General features: G+C 63.6%; 19 protein-coding genes and 1 riboswitch. Of the genes, 11 read left to right on the forward strand and 8 right to left on the reverse strand.

Annotated features, from left to right (window positions below; genetic code table 11):
- Positions 1–48: 48 nt before the first annotated feature.
- Entirely contained in the window at positions 49–1,089 is a 1,041-nt protein-coding gene (locus KTR60_RS22065; protein WP_228401262.1) for an iron-siderophore ABC transporter substrate-binding protein, read from the forward strand.
- Here the strand turns inward: KTR60_RS22065 and KTR60_RS22070 are convergent.
- The 3 genes from KTR60_RS22070 to KTR60_RS22080 all read right to left on the reverse strand — a co-directional run bounded on the left by KTR60_RS22070 (position 1,079) and on the right by KTR60_RS22080 (position 5,199).
- Positions 1,079–1,630 carry a phosphatase PAP2 family protein gene (locus KTR60_RS22070; RefSeq protein WP_042921691.1) on the reverse strand — a complete coding sequence of 184 codons (552 nt, stop codon included), beginning with the start codon at positions 1,628–1,630 and terminating at the stop codon, positions 1,079–1,081. The genes KTR60_RS22065 and KTR60_RS22070 overlap by 11 nt on opposite strands.
- Before the next feature lie 6 nt (positions 1,631–1,636).
- Positions 1,637–4,309 carry a sacsin N-terminal ATP-binding-like domain-containing protein gene (locus KTR60_RS22075; RefSeq protein WP_228401263.1) on the reverse strand — a complete coding sequence of 891 codons (2,673 nt, stop codon included), beginning with the start codon at positions 4,307–4,309 and terminating at the stop codon, positions 1,637–1,639.
- Positions 4,310–4,377: 68 nt separating this feature from the next.
- Positions 4,378–5,199 carry a DUF3027 domain-containing protein gene (locus KTR60_RS22080; RefSeq protein ID WP_030535360.1) on the reverse strand — a complete coding sequence of 274 codons (822 nt, stop codon included), beginning with the start codon at positions 5,197–5,199 and terminating at the stop codon, positions 4,378–4,380.
- Between the two features lie 38 nt (positions 5,200–5,237).
- On the opposite strand from KTR60_RS22080, the gene KTR60_RS22085 reads away from it, so the two are divergent.
- The 3 genes from KTR60_RS22085 (at position 5,238) to KTR60_RS22095 (ending at position 8,326) form a co-directional block, all read left to right on the forward strand.
- Positions 5,238–6,068 (forward strand): glutaminyl-peptide cyclotransferase, encoded by an 831-nt coding sequence (locus KTR60_RS22085; RefSeq protein WP_073512664.1) that lies wholly within the window; start codon positions 5,238–5,240, stop codon positions 6,066–6,068.
- A 69-nt stretch (positions 6,069–6,137) separates the two neighbouring features.
- Positions 6,138–7,832, forward strand: coding sequence for an MFS transporter (locus KTR60_RS22090; protein WP_223304424.1), 1,695 nt, complete (start codon positions 6,138–6,140; stop codon positions 7,830–7,832).
- 26 nt (positions 7,833–7,858) lie between these two features.
- Positions 7,859–8,326, forward strand: coding sequence for a DUF2771 domain-containing protein (locus KTR60_RS22095; protein WP_223304425.1), 468 nt, complete (start codon positions 7,859–7,861; stop codon positions 8,324–8,326).
- Positions 8,327–8,414: 88 nt separating this feature from the next.
- Here the strand turns inward: KTR60_RS22095 and KTR60_RS22100 are convergent, their stop codons facing one another.
- Positions 8,415–8,828: a cold-shock protein gene (locus KTR60_RS22100; protein ID WP_007733502.1), complete on the reverse strand. Its 414-nt coding sequence runs from the start codon at positions 8,826–8,828 to the stop codon at positions 8,415–8,417.
- A gap of 215 nt (positions 8,829–9,043) precedes the next feature.
- Between KTR60_RS22100 and KTR60_RS22105 the strand changes: the two genes are divergently transcribed.
- Positions 9,044–9,271, forward strand: a complete 228-nt coding sequence (locus tag KTR60_RS22105; RefSeq protein ID WP_003940194.1) for a hypothetical protein — start codon at positions 9,044–9,046, stop codon at positions 9,269–9,271.
- A 33-nt stretch (positions 9,272–9,304) separates the two neighbouring features.
- A complete protein-coding gene (locus KTR60_RS22110; protein WP_003939919.1) occupies positions 9,305–9,694 on the forward strand; it encodes a YccF domain-containing protein in 390 nt (129 codons plus the stop codon).
- Between the two features lie 94 nt (positions 9,695–9,788).
- On the opposite strand, the gene KTR60_RS22115 is transcribed toward KTR60_RS22110, so the two are convergent.
- Positions 9,789–11,186, reverse strand: coding sequence for a YncE family protein (locus KTR60_RS22115; RefSeq protein WP_228401264.1), 1,398 nt, complete (start codon positions 11,184–11,186; stop codon positions 9,789–9,791).
- A 384-nt stretch (positions 11,187–11,570) separates the two neighbouring features.
- Positions 11,571–11,791, forward strand: a riboswitch (cyclic di-AMP (ydaO/yuaA leader).
- An 8-nt stretch (positions 11,792–11,799) separates the two neighbouring features.
- Here KTR60_RS22115 and KTR60_RS22120 point away from each other — a divergent pair.
- Entirely contained in the window at positions 11,800–12,363 is a 564-nt protein-coding gene (locus tag KTR60_RS22120) for a transglycosylase family protein (protein ID WP_003939675.1), read from the forward strand.
- 83 nt (positions 12,364–12,446) lie between these two features.
- On the opposite strand, the gene KTR60_RS22125 is transcribed toward KTR60_RS22120, so the two are convergent.
- On the reverse strand, positions 12,447–12,635 hold the full coding sequence (locus tag KTR60_RS22125; RefSeq protein WP_019744939.1) for a hypothetical protein: 189 nt from the start codon (positions 12,633–12,635) through the stop codon (positions 12,447–12,449).
- Positions 12,636–12,695: 60 nt separating this feature from the next.
- On the opposite strand from KTR60_RS22125, the gene KTR60_RS22130 reads away from it, so the two are divergent.
- On the forward strand, positions 12,696–15,020 hold the full coding sequence (locus tag KTR60_RS22130) for a helicase-associated domain-containing protein (protein WP_228401265.1): 2,325 nt from the start codon (positions 12,696–12,698) through the stop codon (positions 15,018–15,020).
- 87 nt (positions 15,021–15,107) lie between these two features.
- Positions 15,108–15,233 (forward strand): hypothetical protein, encoded by a 126-nt coding sequence (locus KTR60_RS29225; RefSeq protein WP_007733507.1) that lies wholly within the window; start codon positions 15,108–15,110, stop codon positions 15,231–15,233.
- Positions 15,234–15,657: 424 nt separating this feature from the next.
- On the opposite strand, the gene KTR60_RS22135 is transcribed toward KTR60_RS29225, so the two are convergent.
- On the reverse strand, positions 15,658–16,308 hold the full coding sequence (locus KTR60_RS22135; RefSeq protein ID WP_003940633.1) for a TetR/AcrR family transcriptional regulator: 651 nt from the start codon (positions 16,306–16,308) through the stop codon (positions 15,658–15,660).
- A gap of 54 nt (positions 16,309–16,362) precedes the next feature.
- Positions 16,363–16,674 carry a hypothetical protein gene (locus KTR60_RS22140; RefSeq protein ID WP_003939736.1) on the reverse strand — a complete coding sequence of 104 codons (312 nt, stop codon included), beginning with the start codon at positions 16,672–16,674 and terminating at the stop codon, positions 16,363–16,365.
- A gap of 215 nt (positions 16,675–16,889) precedes the next feature.
- Between KTR60_RS22140 and KTR60_RS22145 the strand changes: the two genes are divergently transcribed.
- Positions 16,890–18,083, forward strand: a complete 1,194-nt coding sequence (locus tag KTR60_RS22145; RefSeq protein WP_054188959.1) for an LLM class flavin-dependent oxidoreductase — start codon at positions 16,890–16,892, stop codon at positions 18,081–18,083.
- Positions 18,080–19,156 (forward strand): alcohol dehydrogenase catalytic domain-containing protein, encoded by a 1,077-nt coding sequence (locus KTR60_RS22150; protein ID WP_050654728.1) that lies wholly within the window; start codon positions 18,080–18,082, stop codon positions 19,154–19,156. Before KTR60_RS22145 ends, KTR60_RS22150 begins: the two co-directional genes overlap by 4 nt.
- Positions 19,157–19,174 lie beyond the last annotated feature (18 nt).

A 19,174-nucleotide genomic window follows, 5' to 3' on the forward strand; every position in this document is an offset into this window, starting at 1 on the left:
CTCTCGTGTCGGTCTTAGCTTGTCAATGCTGAAAGGAACCACGTAGCCGTGAAGATCTCCCACCGAAATCGTTGGAAAAGCCGAGGACGTTGGACGAGACTGACATCCGTTGCTGTGGTCGCCCTGGTCGGCACAGCACTCGTCTCCTGCAGTTCGAACGACGACGCAGCAAGTAGTTCGTCGAGTTCCGGTGGTGGCGCCTTCCCCGTCACGATCGATCACGCTTTCGGCAGCACCACGATCGATTCCGAACCACAACGGATCGTCACCGTCGGTTACAACGACGAGCAGGCTCTGTTGGCTCTGGGCATCAAGCCCGTCGGAATGGTCAACCAGTACCCGGGCGAACCGGACGTCAACCGCACGTGGCCATGGGTCACCGGCCCTTGGGGCGGAACCGAACCGACCGTCGTCGGCAGCAATCCCGAAACCACGATCAGCGTCGAAAAGATCGCTGCGCTCGAGCCCGACCTGATCCTCGCGCTCTACTCGAGCATCGACAAAGACCTGTACAGCACACTTTCCGCGATCGCCCCGACCGTCGCGAAGGATCCGGCCTACGGCGACTACGCAACTCCGTGGCAGATCACGACGAAGACCGCAGCGAAGGCAGTGGGCCGCGAAGCCGACGGCGAGAAGTTGGTCGCCGATATCGACAGGCAGTTCGCCGACGCCAGAAGCGCTCACCCGGAATTTGCAGACCAGACCGCGGTGATCATCAGCGTCGACGCGACCCCGGAGTTCTACGCCTTCTCCTCCGAGGACGCCCGCGGACGGGTTCTCGGCAGTCTCGGATTCAAACCTGCTCCCGCGGTCGAGGCCTTGATGAACGGTGAGTTCTACGCGCCGATCTCCACCGAACGACTGGATCTTCTCGACGTGGACCGTCTCGTTGTCATCGGCAATCCCGATGCCGCACAGGCGGTCCGAAACAACCCTGGCTTCCAGCAACTCGACGTGGTCAAGGACAATCGCGTCGTCTACGTCAACGACGATCAGGCTCCGCAGGTCGGTGCGGCCTTGACCGCGAGCTCGGCACTGAGCTTGCCGTGGGCCACGAGCCAACTACTCGCCGAACTCACGAAGTAACCAGCGCCCGGCGCTTTCTGATCTGCGCGGTTCCCCAGATCCACACCCCGGCCCACATCATCCCGAACGCCCAACCTGCCAGTACATCGGTCATCCAATGGGCAGCCAGGTAGACGCGGGAGAATCCGACGGCGATCGTGTACAGGCCGAGGCTCGCGAGCATTGCCGTCTTCGCGAGCCTCGGCAAGGCAAGACGAAGGATCACGGCGGCAACCGAAGTCGCGAGGATCGCGCTCATCATCGCGTGGCCCGACGGGAACGAATACGAATCGATTTCGATCAACCGCTCCGGCAGGGGTGGACGGGTTCGCGTGAAGATGCGCTTCAATCCGCTCATCACGAGCAGACCGGTCAACATCGATCCGGCGATCAGCAGAGCTTCGGTGCGTAGTCCCCGAACCAGAAGCACGATCGTGAGCAGCGTCGCGATCAGCCACGACGCGAGGGTTCCGCCGCTGTCGGTGATGACGTCGACGACGTCCACGAGCCACGCCGTCCGCTGACTCACTGCGCTGTCGAGTACCCACTGATCAAAAGACATCTGCCCTCACATTCCTTGCGGCAGAGTCCACGTACGCATCACGTGATGAACGCCGTCCGAGTCCACCCACCACGGCACGATCACCGTCGTCTCGACCGCCCCCGTCAGTTCCACCGACAGTTCGTGATGGATCACTACCTCGCCGCCGGGAACCTCACGGCCGAGGGCTGCGAAGCCGAGAACTGCCTGCGGTTCGTTCGCCCACGTCGTCACGACGCCGGTGCTGCTCACTCGTCCGTGAACGGATGCAGACGCCGTCGCGACGTCGAGCAGATCTGCCAGTGCGTCGGCCGTCTCGAAGCTGCCGAGCACCACTCGTTGTGCAGGCAGTGCCGCTCCCAGCCACGGTCGGTCGAGAACAAGGGCGTCGCCGGGATCGACCAGATCGCCGGAAAGGCCTCGCACGAACGGCGGCAGGTGCAGTTCCTCCAGGTCGAGAACCCGTCGCTGCGCTGCCTCCCCCAGTAGTCGGTGCGTCCGCGCGACGACGGCGGAGGCCGGCATCCGTAGTGGGTCGGCAAGCCGATCGAGCAGCAGCTGAGCCAGTTCCGGATCGTCGACGGTATCCGATGCCAGCAATCCGGAGAAGAATCCGGCGTCGGGGTGTTCGGCAGCATCGAGCAATCCCTCGAAGGTGCGATCGCCCGGAGCGCGCAGCAAGCCCAGCACCTCACCGCCGAGTTCGGCATTCGAACGCAACCACCACGCCGTGTATCCACGACGGTCGGTGAGCAGCGCCCGTGTCGCCGGCGACTCGACCAGCAGCGACAACGCCTGCGGCCAGCGGTCTTCGTCCACGAGGTCGAGATCGCGCACGGCTTCGATGTATTCGGGGTCCTCGTCGAGGGTGTCCCACCATGCGTCTTCGGCGTCGAGATCGTGATCGGGGCCGGAAGGCAATTCCTCACGGACCACCGTGAAACCCCACCCGACACCGACTACCCGTAGCGCCTGCTCCCCCACCTGCTGAACAAAATCAGCGTCGACGATGCCGAAGGGAGAATCCTCGACCAGGACGCTTGCAAGGGGAGCTCCCGGAAGCAGAAGTTGGTCGGCGGACCGCAATTCGCCCTCCGAATCAGGAAGTAGCACTTCACCGATCCACGACGGCAGCGCCCCTGGCGCCACGTGGGCCGCCAATCCGAGCACCACTTGCGCCAACTCCGTCGCTACCGAATCATCTTGGTCCGCAGCATCTTCGATCAATGCGCGCAGCGCCGGATCGGACAGCAGGTCGGTGGCACTCGCGGTCTGCGCTCCCAATCGAGACAGCAACGGGTGAACCGCGACGGGATGAACCAACCTCGTCCACTCCACCGACGGCGCGTCTTCGCCCAGTTCGACGCCGACGACGACGGTCCGCGGCCCGGTCACCGTCCGTCCGTCGGAGAGCGGAACCGGCAGTGTTCCAAGCTCTTCCACCGCAAGAGTGTCGATCACCAGAGGCTCGAGAGCCGAATAGAGGCGATTCCACCACTTGGGTTCACGTTCCGAACCGCTGAGCAGTTCGGCGATGCGCGCGAGCCCGATGCGGTGTGTCGACACCGCCGCGAGCGCTCGCTCGTGCTTGGGGCCGGAGAGCTCGGGGACAACCAGGCCACCGATGATGTCGGTGAGCAACTCGGCAAGGTCATCACTGAGCCCGGGCACCACGGACGCTCGCTGCGGCGCGCGGTCGGGCTCACCGACCACCGGAAGCCACTCGTTTTCCTGCAGCTCCTTCAGAAGCGCTTCGCGCAGAAGCGAATCCGTTTCACTGCGGGCAAAGGCAGGGATCGGAACGAGTGCCGTTCGCTGCCGAGGAGGTAGTGCAGCAAGGAACTTCGCGTACCCCTCGGCAAGCGGAGCGATCGGTGCAGCGGGCATGAGGCGTCGCCGATCGGGTTGCATTGCAATGTCGGCAATGATGATCGCGGGGATCGACAGTTCCTCGTCGGATCGCGTCGGCGCCCGCAGGACGTCGTCTGCGACCGGCTCGACGACCCCGTCGCGGACCGGCACCAACCATCGCGCGTTCGGCGCGGTGTACTGCCACCACGTGCGATCACCGATCGCGATCTCGACGAGGCCGGAATCCAGCACCCGTTCCGATCGCCGAAAAATCTTCTCACCCAGACGAATTGATCCGAGAGCCGGGAGTTCGAGCAGCAGGTCGACTGCCTCACGTATCATCTGCGAAAGCAGCGCCGCGGCATCGACGTCCGGCCGAAGCGTCAGCACCACTTCCGAATCAGCACCATCGCTCGGCAATTCGCCAGACGGCCACACCAAACGAAGTACGGGGACACCGGTTTCCGGCACCGGGAGTTCGCGAGACTCGATCTCGCGCAGAGTGTGCGAGGCAGAGAATCGAATCGATCCCGTCGACGAGCGCAGTTCCACCTCGTCACTGACCGAGAGAACTGCCGAGAATCCGACGCCGAACCGTCCCGTCACACCTTCGTCGGCGTCGACCTTGTTCGACGCGCGCAGCGCGGTCAGCGCATGTACACCGGATTCGTCCAGTGGACGGCCCGTGTTCGCCACCGTCAGCGTCCGACCGTCCACATCCACCCACAAAGAGCCCTGGACGCCCTCGCGTGCAGCTGCATCGGCAGCGTTCTGCGCCAGTTCGGTGAGCAGACGGTCGCGGTACCCGGCCTTTGCGAGGTCGGATTCCGCAGCCGCGTCTTCACGCAATCGCGTCGGAGATTCCGACCACGCGCGCAGCGTCGCCTCGCGGAGTGCGTCCGTACCGAACGGATCTTCTACTCGGTGGATACCGAATCCTCAACTGCAACAGCGCTCGACGGGCGAGCGGGCACCGCAATCAGCTCGACGGCCCCGTCGTCGAATGCGTCGAACTGCGGCGAGCCCGCACCGAGCGGCAGGCTGGTGTCCGAGTGCGCGCCACAACCGTAGGACACGCTGACCACACGGCCGTCTGCGGAGAGTTCGTTTCCGCACACACCGAACGCTGCGTGCAGCGAACCGGCGAGTGGAAGGAAGAATCCACACAGTCCACACGTCGACGGCGCGGCCTTCGCCATCTCCGACTCCGGGCCGAAGTCACCGTCGAACCAACGCTGCGCGGCATCGAGTCGGCCCTCGCGGCTCATGACCTGTTTGCGGCCGAGCCCGATTTCGAGAGCTACCTCGTCGACTTCCGGGTCACCGGTGGCGACGTAGCCGGGAACGAGGCGAGGATCCTCGGCCGGCGGGGCGAGTAGGTCACCGACGGACAGATCGCCGGGACGAATCCGCTGATCCCATGGCAGCCATTCCGGCGCAACCAACGCGTCGGGACCCGGCAACAGCGCCAACTCACTGATCGTGGCGTGGGTGTCCTCCGGTCCGGCAGCGACGACAACCGCCCACTGCCAACCGCGGTATCCCGGAATGTCTGCTGCAAATCGATGGGTGGCGGCAAATTCGTCCTCCGACGTCACGCCGAGGTATGCCCCCACACCGCCTTCATGCAGGTCGACGACTGCCTTTCGGGCAAGCTCGACCGCATCGGCCAGTACTGGGCGCGGCACTGCACGCTCTGGAGAAGTAGCAACACTCACTCCTCCAGTTTGCCGCACCACCGCAAGTCCGCAACGCACTGGGCTGCCATGCTGGGCAGATGAGTAGGTCACACGCCAATTCCGTGCGCACTTTTGCAGTGGTCGCCGTGATCGCCTCGGCCTTGGCGGGGTGCTCCGATTCCCCCGGAGCTCCCGACAACCTCACGTCCGAAACCGGCTCCGTCGAGATCGTTCGAGTGTCCGCGCACGATCCCGACGCGTTCACGCAGGGCCTCGAGATCGACGGAAACCGGTTGTACGAAAGCACCGGACGCGTCGGGCAGTCCTGGGTGCGCTCGAGCGAGATCTCCGACGAGCAGTCCCCCGCTTCGGGACCGGAAGTTGCGCGTGCCGATCTCGACCCGCCGTTGTTCGGTGAGGGCATCACGGTTGCCGGAGACACACTGTGGCAACTCACCTGGAAAGACGGCGTTGCCATCGCCCGTGACAAGGACACCTTGACCGAACGGGGGCGGTTCCCACTCGACACCGAGGGATGGGGAATCTGTTCGCTCGGGGATCGGATTGTCTCGAGCGACGGTTCGGCCACGTTGACCTTTCGCGATCCCGAAACCTTTGCGCCGATCTCGACCGTCGACGTCACCAGATCTTCGGAGTCCGTCGGCAAGCTGAACGAATTGGAATGCGCCGAAGACGGCTCCGTCTACGCCAATGTCTGGACCACGGACACCGTCGTCCGAATCGACCCATCGGACGGCAGCGTCACGAACGTGTACGACGCTTCGCCGCTACGCGAAGAACTCGTCGCGGACGGATCGACCAGCACCGTCGACGTTCTCAACGGCATCGCGCAGATTCCCGGTACCGATCGATTCCTGCTCACCGGCAAGTATTGGCCGCAGATGTTCGAAGTCCGTTTTGTTAACTGAGTCCGACATGACACAGGACTCGCAGGGGTGTGCGTGGTAGCCGCGCCGACACTAGGACAGAATTGAGTGGTGACCGGACCGCGCGAACCCTACGACCCCGAAACTCGGCGAATCCACGACGAGCCGGAGGGGCAACAGGTGCACCCCGGTTACGACAATTACCCACCCGCGGCCCGCCCGGACAATTACCCACCTTCGGCCCGTCCCGCTGCCCGTCGCACGCCTTTGCCACCGCTGCATCCGATTCCCGAATCGCGGGGAGACTCCGAATCCGCGGCCGGTTCGAAGACGCCGGGGGCGGACGCTCCCAAGGCTCCACCGATGCCTCGCAAGCTCACCGTCACTCGCGTCGCAGCGATGCGCAGCCGCGAACTGACGAACAAGGGCATCGCGACCTTCCAGCGCGCGGCGAAGGCCGACGGCGCGGACAAGTCCGGTCTGACCGCTCTCACCTACGCGGTGATGACGAACAACGCGACCGACGCGGCGATCTCCGTCGCTCTGGCCAACACGCTGTTCTTCTCGGCCGCGACGGGCGAGGACAAGACCAAGGTCGCGCTCTATCTCCTGATCACGATCGCACCGTTCGCGGTCATCGCACCGCTCATCGGCCCCATGCTCGACCGGTTGCAGCGCGGACGCCGCATCGCACTCGCGTCGTCGTTCGGAATCCGGACGCTCCTCGCGGTGATCCTGGTCTTCAACTTCGACAGTTGGATCCTCTATCCGGCCGCGCTCGGCATGATGGTGCTCAGTAAATCGTTCTCGGTGCTCAAGAGCGCAGTGACACCACGCGTCCTACCACCGGAAATAGACCTGGTGCGCGTGAATTCGCGTCTGACGGTCTTCGGGCTGATCGGTGGAACGATCGGGGCCGGAGCTGTCGCAGGTGCGCTCGCGCTCGCTTTCGGTTCCACCGGCGCCTTGTGGTTCGCGGTCGCCGTCACCGTGTTCGGCGCATATCTGAGCATGCGAATCCCGTCGTGGGTCGAGGTCACCGAAGGTGAGGTTCCCGCGACCATCACCTACCACCCGGACGAAGCGCATCACGCCGGCAGCGCCCCACCGCAGCCGGACGCCAAACCTGCCAAGGTCCGTCAGCCTCTCGGACGCGCCGTGATCATCGGACTCTGGGGCAACGGCACCATTCGCGTGCTCACCGGCTTCCTGACGCTCTACATCGCGTTCGTCGCCAAATCACGCACCGATCACGAGCCGCTCCAGCAGGCCATGATGCTCGGCCTGGTCGGCGCAGCAGCCGGTCTGGGTAACTTCGCCGGAAATGCCACGGGTGCGCGCCTCAAGCTCGGCCGGCCTGCCTTGATCGTGCTCCGGTGTACTGCGTCGGTGTGGATCATCGCGGTGATCGCAGCTCTGACGGACAACCTCATGACGGCCGCGCTTGCCACGCTCATCGCATCGGCCGCCAGCGCGCTCGCCAAGGTCTCACTCGACGCGTCACTCCAGCACGACCTGCCCGAGGAATCGATCGCGTCCGGATTCGGTAGATCCGAGACGGTTCTGCAGCTGAGCTGGGTACTCGGCGGCGCATTGGGGGTTCTGCTTCCGACCGAATACTGGATCGGGTTCACTGTTGTATCGGTGTTCCTGACGATCGGGCTTCTGCAGACCTTCCTGAGCTACCGAGGAAGCAGCCTCCTGCCCGGCCTCGGCGGGAAGCGACCCGATCTGGCCGAACAAGAAGTGACCGAAGTGATTTACACCGGTAAATCCAACCGAGGACAAGGAAGTACTCCGCAGTGATGATGCGCTCGAGAACAAAGAAGATCGTGGCAGCGATCAGTGTCCTGATGGTGGTGGCACTGGTTGCTTACGTCTCCGTTCTTTTCGTGATCATCAAGAACATCAACGACGACCCCGACAAGCTGCCGGTCATCACTGCATACGCACACGGCAAGACGATCGAAACGAACCCTGCCGGTTTCTGCACCATCGACCTGTCCCAGTGCGCCCAGGTGGGCGACATCTACGCACTCGACGTTCCAGCGGGCTACCCGCTGCAGCTGTCGTTGTCGACGGACGTCTCGGATGCGCAGTGGGCACTGCTCGCCGTCTACGAGGATGCCGACGGCAACCAGACCGGTGAGCCCCGAGTCTTCGAGCCCGGCGAGGCCCTGGCAGTGACGGTCGAGTCTTCGAGCGATCCCGTCAAGCAACTGGTCGGCGTCGAAATCCACCTCGCCGTCGGTGAGGGAAGCGAACAGGGACTGCTGATCTGGTCGATCAAGACCGCTTGATCCCCGGAACGTCGAAAATGCCCTGCACACCGATTGGTGTGCAGGGCATTTTGTTTCGAAGCCGTGTACGGCAGCTCGTATCGAGCGATCAGGTGTCGAGCTCGCGAGCGACGGCCCGGACGACCTCGGAGATCCGCTGAGCGGTCTTACGGTCCGGGTACTTGCCGTTGCGCAGATCCGGCTGGACCTTCGCCTCGAGCAACGTGATCATGTCCTCGACCATGCCGTGCAACTGATCAGGGGTGTGCTTACGCTCGACGGGCTCACGACGCGTCGCCGTCGCGCCGCGCAACGACGGCGCCGGCTCGAGTACCTTCAGGCTCAGTGCCTGCGGACCGCGGCGGCCCGCAGCCATTCCGAACTCGACGCGCTGGCCGGCCTTCAAGCCTTCGACGCCCTCGGGGAGAGCGGAAGCACGGACGTAGACGTCCTCGCCCTCTTCCTGCGACAGAAAGCCGAAACCCTTTTCGACGTCGTACCACTTCACCTTGCCGGTCGGCACCGCGTTCACCTGCTCATCACTCGACTGGGGCGTCTGCCCCAATGTGCTCGGGAGGCTCTCGGAAGAGCCTCATGGCCTTGCTCGCATCGCTTCCGGTGGAAGAATGCAAAAGAACGCGCCCCACACTTGCTTCAGCGGGGCGCGCAGTCTGTTAACAGTCTACCTGTGACGAACCCGGGTCGGCACCCAGGTTTACAGGCACTATCCTCGTAGGTGTGGACCCTCAACCGAACCCGCGCACTTCCGGCACCGGAAACGGTCTGTTCCGTACGGCGATGGCACTGTTCATCGTCGGATTCCTGGCGATCGTGGCCATCTTCGCAGTCCATATCTTCAGCGACACCCCACCCGGCCTGGCGTTGTACCTGGTAGCACTCGCGTGCCCGATCGGCTTCCTCCTGGCCATCGTCTACACGCTCAGATCCGGTCGACGCGTGCGCTGATCACTCCCGCCTCCAACCGAAAGGTCACTGACCATGAGAATCCTCCTGAACGTGATCTGGCTGGTCTTCGGCGGCTTCTGGCTGGCGTTGGGTTACTTCGCCGCAGGCATCATCTGCTGCATCCTCATCATCACGATTCCCTTCGGAATCGCGGCATTCCGCATCGGCATCTACGCACTGTGGCCGTTCGGTAAGACCGTCGTCGACAAGCCGACCGCTGGTGTCGGTTCGATGATCGGCAATGTCATCTGGGTGATCATCGCCGGTATCTGGTTGGCGATCGGACACATCGTCACCGCCGTCGCGATGGCGATCACGATCATCGGAATTCCGCTCGCGGTCGCGAACCTGAAGATGATTCCGATCTCGCTGATGCCGCTCGGCAAGGAGATCGTCGACGTGGACCGGGTGAATTACGCATAGTCGTGGACCGCGTCGATTACGCATAGCGGGCCCGCGGACCGAAGAACCCGACCACAGCAGTTGCTGTGGTCGGGTTCTCTGGTATCAGGTCGTATCAGCGGCCGAGGCTACCGAGTCCGGGGAGGTTACCGAGCGAACCGGTTCCCGTTCCCGGGTTGCCCGGATCGACGGGGCCGACCGGCCCCTCGGAGACCACGATGGTCACGCTCGAAGCACGCGAAAGCACGCTCTTCGCAGTGATCTCGACGGTGACGCTGCCGACAGCGGTGGGGGTACCCGAGATGGTGCCGTCCTGTGCGAGGGACAGTCCGCCGGGCAGAGTGCCACTGGTGAGTGCAAACGTTGCGCGCGCATCGGCGGCAGTGAGCTTCTGCGAATACGCCTTACCTACCTGAGCGGCAGGCAATTCGACGGTGGCGGGTAGCGGGTACGCAGCAACGACTGTCACCTTGCCCCCGTTGGTCGTCGACGCGATGGCGCCGGTCGAGGTGTCGAGCGCGAGGTTTTTGACCTTCTCCAGTGCCGGAACCTTGGTATCGGTCAGAGCGGTGGTGGCGCGGGTCGTCAGATCGACCGACCACAGGTGTCCGTTCATGACGTCCGCGACATATGCAATGCCTGCCGCAGCGTCGACGACCACGCCGTTGGGAATCGCGGTCGGAGACAGCGTGGTCTTCGACAGAACCGCGCCGGCCGGGGTGATCGCCCACAGGTTGGTTGCCCGGGTGTCGGTCATGTAGATGTTGCCGGTGTTCGTGTCGACATCGACGTCGACCGGGTAGAGGTTGTCGGCACGCACGATCGACTTGAGTGCTCCGCCCTTGCGTACGTCCGCCTGCCACAGCGTGCGGCCGTAATTCTCGTCGAAGAAGTTGGTGTCCGCGATATAGAGGAAGCCGCGGACACTGTCGAAGGCGAGCTTGGTCGGCGTTGCCGACTTGTGGACCAGAATGCTCGACACGGCGTCGGCGGCGTTGGGGTCGACGACTCGGATGTTGCCGGACTTGTAGTCCGAGAAGTACGCGCGGTGTGTTGTGGGATCGACGACGACATCGTTGATCTGCGGACGCGAGCCGTCGGGGTTCTTCTCGCTCAGCGTGACCGTCTTTTCGACCTTCCCGGTCTTCGTGTCGACAATCGAGATCGCGCCGCCGTAGGAGGAGGACACGTATGCGCGTCCGAGGCTTGAGTCGACGGCAAGTGCCGACGGGTAACCGACGACGCCGTCGATGGTGCCGACGGACTTGCCGGTGTTCGTGTCGACGACGGACAACGAGCTGGTCGGTCCGCCGTACTGCGTGATGTATCCGCGGTGGGTTGCCGAGTCGACGACGATGTCGCCGGGCTGGGTTGCGGAATAGCTTCCGACAACACCGTGTGTCGGATCCTCGGGTGAGGCGTGTGCAGCGGGAGCAGTGACGGCCAGGCCGACAGCAGCAGCGGCAACGGCGAGTGACGCGGTGACCGCACGCCGACGGTATTGCAGTTTCATGAGGGGTGCCCTACTTCTTTGGAAGACTCTGCGAAACCTGCCCAAGCGAGGCAAGTCAGGCAAACCTAACCTAAGTTTCACAGTCGATGTTGAGACACGGGCCACAACCTTGGGTCCGGATCGACGCACCTCTCAATCGCCCGAAATTCTATTTCCGCATAACGTGTGACCTTGCTCACATTACGGATGAATAACGGAACGGACACAACCGGACATTCACTCGGGCACCCCCACCTACCTGGGAAGAGTCTCCTGCGCTTTGTGTGACGCGTTGTACGTCTTTCGCCACGCCGCGTTATCAAATGGTGACACGAGCGACTCGAGCCGTTACCGTCGTTTTCGGCCGGGAAACTCGGCCACCTCCGGCCCGCCGCGCCAAGCCTTGTCCCGCGGGTACCGGACTTCCGACAGAGCATTCCAGGGACGAGGACGGGGGACCCAAAGTCCTCTGTGAGAACAGAAAAGTTCTCCAGTGGACACCGGTTCGATCGCAAGACCGAATCTTGGGGTGAAGCCAGACCCTTTCCAGCCAGGAAAGGCGAGGCCGGGCGACCTCTCAGCCCGAACCCGACAGCTGACCTCGCAGGCGCGTGTGGAGAGGATTTCGACCATCATGAGCGGACGCCATCGCAAGCCCACCACCACCGGCCGCACTGTCGCCAAGGTCGCCGTCACCGGCGCCATCATGGGCGTAGCAGGAATTGCAGCCACCGGAACCGCAAACGCTGCCCCCGACTCCGACTGGGATCGTCTCGCCCAGTGTGAGGCCGGCGGAAACTGGGCCATCAACACGGGCAACGGTTACCAGGGCGGACTGCAGTTCTCCCCCAGCACGTGGAACGCACACGGCGGCGGACAGTACGCAGCCACCGCAAACCAGGCCACTCGCGAGCAGCAGATCGTTGTTGCCGAGCGTGTTCTCGCAAACCAGGGTTGGGGCGCATGGCCGTCCTGCTCCTCCAGCCTCGGGCTGAGCAGCGGCGCCACCGAGCGTTCCGCTCCGGCCACGACGGCTCCTCAGGCAGCTCCGGCTCCGGCGCAGCAGGTCGCACAGACCGTTGCACACCCGGTCGCCGACGCCATCGATCAGGCAATCGCATTCGCCGAGGCCAACGGCATCCCGGTCGACCCGCAGATCCTCGCAGTCGCCGACACCGCGAAGTCGTTCCTCAAGTAACACCGGCAAGACTGTCCGCTCGGACGCTCGAACATCAAGAAGGCCCGCACCGATTCGGTGCGGGCCTTCTTCGTGTCGAGTTGTTATCGGTTGATGACGGTGTGCGGGTGTACGTAAGGAAGTGACTCCACCGGAACCGGAAAGGTGGTGTCCTCGCCGAAGGGTGAAAGTCCACCTGCGCGGGTCGATGACAATTCGGTCACTGCGTGATCTCCGTCTGCAGTTTCCGGCCATCCTGGATCTACATAGTGTTGCTTCGAATTGTTGGCCACGAAGTCATTTTGACAGGACGCCGTTACGCCGTACAGACCAGGTCTCTAATCTGATACCTGATGACCGAAACACGTGGCACCCCGGCGGGCAGTTCCGCAGCCGAAAGTCTGACCGATTGGCTCTCGGCGCGCAGTGACGCCGAGTTGACGGAGTTGCTGCGTCTGCGCCCCGATCTGGCCGTACCGCCGCCGAGCACGATGGTGGTTCTCAGCGGTCGGGCACAGCAACGCGCGTCGGTCAGCCGAGCCGCAGACGAACTCGACACCCTCGATTTCGGTCTTCTCGAATTGTTGGCGCTGGGCGGCGCCGAGGAAACTCCGATGACGCGGGCGGAGCTCAACAGTGCGATCGCCGAACGAGCGCTGACCGGCAAGGGCAAGGTCACCAAGAAGGCCGTCGACAAGTCTCTGTCGAAGATGCGCGCGTCCGCCCTCATCTGGGGTGTCGATCCCATCAGCGTCGTCCCGGCAGTCATCGGGATGATTCCGTGGCGTGTGGGGCGCGCCCTCGAACCTGCCGAGGCGATGACCGAGACCGAGATCTCGGCTGCGCTCAACGCTCTGGACACCCGCGAGCGGGATCTCCTCGAGACACTCGCCAACTCCAGCCCGATCGGTCGCACCCGCGACGCTGCCCCCGGAACGCCGCCTGAGCGCCCGGTTCAACGACTGCTGTCGGCCGGCCTGCTGCGGTGGCTCGACGAGCAGACCGTCGAGCTTCCGGCGACGGTTCGTCAGGTCATCCGCGGCGAGCCGGTTTTCGATCCGACGACGCTGACCGCACCTGTCATCGGGGGCGACAAACTCAAGCCGGCGGACGTGAACGCCGCAGCAGCCGGCGAGGCGCTCGAGTTGGTACGCCAATGCGAGAACGTGATCGCTGTTCTGGGCGCAGCGCCGGCCCCCGCACTGCGAGCCGGTGGGCTCGGTGTTCGAGAACTACGACGCGTGGCCAAGACGGCCGATCTCGACGAAGCGCGCGTGAGCCTACTTGTCGAGTTGCTCTCGGCAGCCGGACTCATCGCCAGTGGAACACCAGATCCGGCGCCGGTCTCGGACAACGCGGACGAATACTGGACGCCCACGCTCGCGGTCGACGGCTGGCTGAACGCATCCACAGCGCGACGGTGGGAGGTGCTGGCGTCCGCCTGGGTCGACGTACCTCGAGTTCCGTGGATGATCGGGCTGAGGGATTCCACCGACAAGCCGATCGCGGCGTTGTCCGAGGAGGGCCGCGCTCCGGCGGCTCCGCGAGATCGTCAGGCCATTCTGGGGCTGCTCTCCGAACTCGACAGCGGCCAGACTGCATCGGCCGTCGAGGTAAGTCGGCTGCTGGCGTGGCGACGCCCGCGATGGAGCGGGCGCCTACGGACGTTCGCGATCGAGCGGACTCTGGACGAGGCCGCTGCTCTCGGGCTGGTGGCCCGCGGCGCGTTGTCGTCACCTGGACGAGCCTTGCTGCACGGCGGGGACGCCGAAGCCGAAATGCAGTCCGCGCTACCCGAGCCCATCGACTACATCCTGGTCCAGGCGGATCTGACTCTGGTTGCGCCCGGCCCGCTGGTACCGGACCTGCTCGAGCAGGTGAGCCTGGTCGCAGACATCGAGTCGGCCGGATCGGCGTCCATGTACCGCATCAGCGAGGACAGCGTGCGTCGTGCGCTCGACGCCGGTCTGACGGCCACCGAACTGCATGCGATGTTCGCTTCGAAATCGAAGACTCCTGTCCCCCAATCACTTTCGTATTTGATCGACGATGTCGCCCGTCGACACGGACGACTGCGTGCCGGAGTGGCGGCGTCGTTCATTCGATGTGAGGACGCGTCACTGCTGGCGGAGGTCCTCGCATCCGCAGTGGCCGAGCCGTTGGCACTGCGCGCCTTGGCTCCCACCGTCGCGATTTCGCAGGCCCCTCTCCGCGAAGTCCTGACCGAGCTGCGAGCCGCCGGATTCGCGCCGGCAGGTGAGGACTCTTCGGGCACGTTGGTCGATCTCCGCCCACGTGGGGCACGTGTACCCAACCGTCGCAGCCGACCGGCGTCGAGGATGCCGGCGAGCCCGTCGGCGGATCAGCTGGCGTCGTTGGTCCGCACGATGCGGGCCGGAGACCGTGCTTCCGCCCCCGGCCGCGGCGGAGTGCGAACGGACGGTTCACGGGAGAACAACGCCGCCACCATCGCCTTGCTGGCCACGGCGGCCCGAGACAATTCGAGCGTCAACATCGGCTACGTCGACGCCCAGGGGGTCGCGACGCATCGCATCGTCGACCCCGTCAGCGTGGGCGGCGGACAGCTGGACGCCTTCGACCCCGCGAGCGGCGCGGTTCGCCGTTTCACGTTGCACCGAATTACTTCCGTCAGCCCCGTCGACTCCGGAAAAAAGTAGCAAAAAAGAAGCAACTGGCTTTTTTCTGTAAATGAAGTATGGTCGAGGTCAGTTTGTGATTGCCACTTCGAAAAATGAGGAGCGACAATGGCTGACAAGGCGCCGGGTAAGAACATGAAGAAACCCGCCCAGTCGATCAAGGAACGCCGCGCGGAGAAGCGGGCGAAAACTGCGGAGTCTTCCGAGTTCATCCGTAAGCGGAAGCGGAGCTGACAGCAAAGTCCAGAGAAGACGAGCTGATTGCGAAGCTGACCAATGCCTGCCTCCACCGACACCCTCGTGCACCTGCACGAAACGTTCAACCTGTTCAAGTCACGTAATCGAGGAACTGACGCACGCTCGCGCGGGTACGCAGCGGGCATGACCCTCGCTTCACTCTGCGTCCTCGACGAACACGCTCGGCAATCCGGAATACTTCTATCGGATTTACCGCAGAAAGAGAATCAACCATCGTGAAAAGAACAATCCATACCCTGGACCGCATTCAAACGAGACTCGAATCGGAGCTTGATTCCACTCCGGGTGATTCCGAAAAGAATATCGGTTACCGGTCCGGAATTTCCGAAGCTATTACTCATGTAATGGAAATGCGGAAGTCAGTGGTCGCGCAGAAATAGGAGACGCATCGATTAGGCGCTCACCCCAATAACTGCCGCACACCACCCACCAGAAAGACGACCTGGTCCTCGTAGAAGTCGGCAAGCCGCTCCGGCGCGAGCGGCTTGCCACTTCCGCTCCAATCGTCCGCCCGGCTCAACGCCTGGAGGAAGCCCATCAAGGCAATCGCCCAGCGAGTCTCGAGCCGTTCGGGATCGGTAGCAGGAAAAGTACGACGGACCTGGTCGAGAAGATGTTCACGCAGGTGCAGCTCGGTCGCCTCGAGGGCTGGATGGCCCGGTCGTGACATCTGCGGCTGCGAGATCTGCGTGACGATTCTGATCCATCGCATTCCCCGCGTGCGATGGCGAAGGAGCAATGCCTTGTAGGGCGCAGTGACGGCCCGTACCAGCGCCTCCACCGTCGGCGGCGTCTTGTCGGCGGAGAGGGCGTCGACGTTCGCGCTGATCTGATCTCGCACCGACGTTCCCATGTCCAACAGCACCGCTGCGACCAGATCGTCCTTGGTTCCGAAATGGTAGTGGACCGATGACGGCCCGAGACCGGCCGCGGCGTTGACCGAGCGCAGCGAAACTGCATCCAATCCCTCTGTCGCGAAAAGCCTTTCAGCAGTTTTGAGCAAACGCAGACGCGTCGCGTCGCCTTGACGGTTCTGCCGGGAGTCGGTCATACGAACGAGCTTCGCACGGGCTCGACAAACGTCTCAACCGTGGCGAACGCGGAGTCAGAGTGATTCACGGTGTGCTCGCACCCTGTTGTCGCGATCCACCCAGCCGTGGGCGCGTGCGTAGTCCACCATCGCGGAGAACTTCTGTCTCCACTCGGTGTTTCCGATCCGGGCAGCGACGGCTTGCTCCAAGTGGCCGATGTCGAGCCAGACGTGATCCCCCTCGAGTTCCCCCCACGGTTCCAGTACCCGACTCAGAGTCTCGGATCGATCGTCGCCGCCAACGACGACCGAGAGACTGGTGAAGTCGTCGACACTGTTCAGTTCGACGGTCGAGGAGTCGGGGGTGATTGTGACGTCCAGTTGCATACCTCTTCAATACTCCTTCGGAAAGTACTTGGTTCAGTCGATCGACTTGCAACAACGATATCCGACGTCATTGCACCAGATAACGTTGAACTACAGGTGATTACAAATCTCCCACTGTGCGGGAGGCTCAACTTATTGGATCAGGTGATCCATGTTAGACATCTCGATCAGAGCGAGTGATCCAAATCACTCCCCTGTCGACAGGAGTTGTCATCGTGTGGTCCGCATCGTCCATCCGCTTCGGAGCCTTCCTCGCCCCGTACCATCCGCTCGACGCCGATCCCGCCCTGCAACTCAGACGCGATATCGACCTCATGACACACCTGGACCACCTCGGATTCGAAGAAGCGTGGATGGGTGAGCATCATTCGACCGGCGCCGAGATCGTGCCTGCCCCGGACATGTTCATCGCGGCCGCCGCAGAGCGAACCGAGCGCATCCAGTTCGGCACAGGCGTGACGTCTCTGCCCTATCACCACCCGTTGATCACGGCCGACCGCATCACTCAGCTCGATCTGCAGACGCGCGGACGACTCATCTTCGGCACCGGCCCGGGCAAGATCCCCCTCGATGCGCACATGATGGGCATCAACCCGTCGGACCAGCGTCGTCGCCAGGGCGAAGCGCTCGAGGCCATTCTCGCGTTGCTTCGCGGCGAGGTCGTCAACATGGAAACCGACTGGTTCACGTTGCGTGACGCACGCGCACAGCTGCCCACCTACCGCGCGGACGGCATCGAGACAGTGACAGCGTCCACGATTTCCCCCAACGGTTCGGTGCTCGCAGGCAAGAACGGCCTCTCCCTGCTCTCATTGGCCGCGAGTTCACCCAGCGGCTTCGACGCACTGGATCGCAACTGGGATGTGTACGAGAAGGTCTCGGCCGAACACGGCCACCGCGCCGACCGAGCGACGTGGCGTGTGGTCAATCCGATGTTCATCGCCGAGACCCGAGCGGAGGCCGAGCGCGCCGTGAGCCGACGGATCGAATCGATGGCTTCCTACGTGAATCGACAGACCGGCCAGAACCCGGCCTGGGCAGATACACCGGCCGGAGTCATCGATCAGTGGCGCAACGACACGCTCGGCGAGTTCGGTCAGGCGATCATCGGTACCCCCGAAGATGCGATCGCACAGATCGAGCGTCTGATCGAGAAGACGGGAGGGTTCGGCACGTTCTTGATCCTTCACGTCGACATGGCGAGCTGGGAGGACACCAAACGCAGCTACGAATTGTTCGCCTCCGAGGTGGTCCCGCACTTCCGGAAGCGAAATGTGGGGCGTCAGGCGAGCATGCAGTTCGCCGAGGACAATCGCGAGTACCTGATCGGCGGGCTGGTCGGAGCGATCACCAAAGCCCATACCGACTACTACGGCCAGCCGGCCGAGACGGGAGCCGTGCGCGCATGAGGGCCGTCCGTTTCCAGCAGGGAGAATTCGCGGTCACCGAGATCGCCGACCCGCCGCCGTTGGCACCCCATCAGATCCGCATCGACGTCGTCGCCTGCGGGATCTGCGGCAGTGACCTGAGCATGTCGAAGGACCCGTGCCGCTTCGTTCAGGTCGCGCACGACGGGGGCTACCCGCTCGCCACCTTCGATCCGGACGCGCCAGTGGTGCTGGGGCACGAATACGCGGGTATCGTCTCCGAGACCGGTTCTGCAGTAGACGATTTCGCGATCGGCGATCGGGTGGCCGGCATCGGCTTGGCCACCGACACCGCTACCGGGATCCCGACGATCATCGGCTACTCGAACGAGTACCACGGCGCGTTCGGCGATCACATCGTCGTCGACGGGTTCTGGGTCCGCAAAGTTCCCGACCACCTGTCACTCGAGCACGCCACACTTGCCGAACCTCTCCACGTCGGCGAGATGCACCTCCAACAGTCCGGCCTCACCTCGGCCGATTCGGCGCTCGTCATCGGTTGCGGAACGATCGGACTGGGCGCCATCGTCGCCGCGAAAGCGCGCGGAGCGCAGATCGTCATCGCGTCGGAGCCCTCCCCCAAACGACGCGAGCTCGCCGCGAAGATGGGCGCGGACATCGTCGTCGATCCGGCCGAGCAGGATCCGATCGAACTGTGGAATCGAATGATCGCCGAAGGCAACCAGCTTGTCGGCCAGGCCGCGAACGGAGTTCTGATCGCCTACGAATGCAGCGGGCGGGCGGGAGTCATCGGAGAACTGATGCACACTCTGCCGTTCAACTCGCGGATTCAGGTTCTGGCTGCGCCGTTCGGCGACGAGACGATCATTCCCGTCGTCGGGCAGTTCCGGAGGATCTCGATCAATTTCGGTCACGGTCCTTACGAGAATGCCTACGACATCACCCTGCAGAGGCTCGCCGACGGCGAGATCGACGCCGAAGCGATCATCACCGGCAGGGTCGGTCTGGATGGAGTCTCGGACGCTTTCGCAGCTCTGCGCGCACCCGACGAACACGTGAAGATCCTCGTGCTACCCGCGGGCCTCCCGGAATAGCGGTCGATCCTGCCCTGT

The organism is Rhodococcus sp. C1, from assembly GCF_020809065.1.
In the GTDB taxonomy this organism is placed as follows: Bacteria; Actinomycetota; Actinomycetes; order Mycobacteriales; family Mycobacteriaceae; genus Rhodococcus_F; species Rhodococcus_F qingshengii.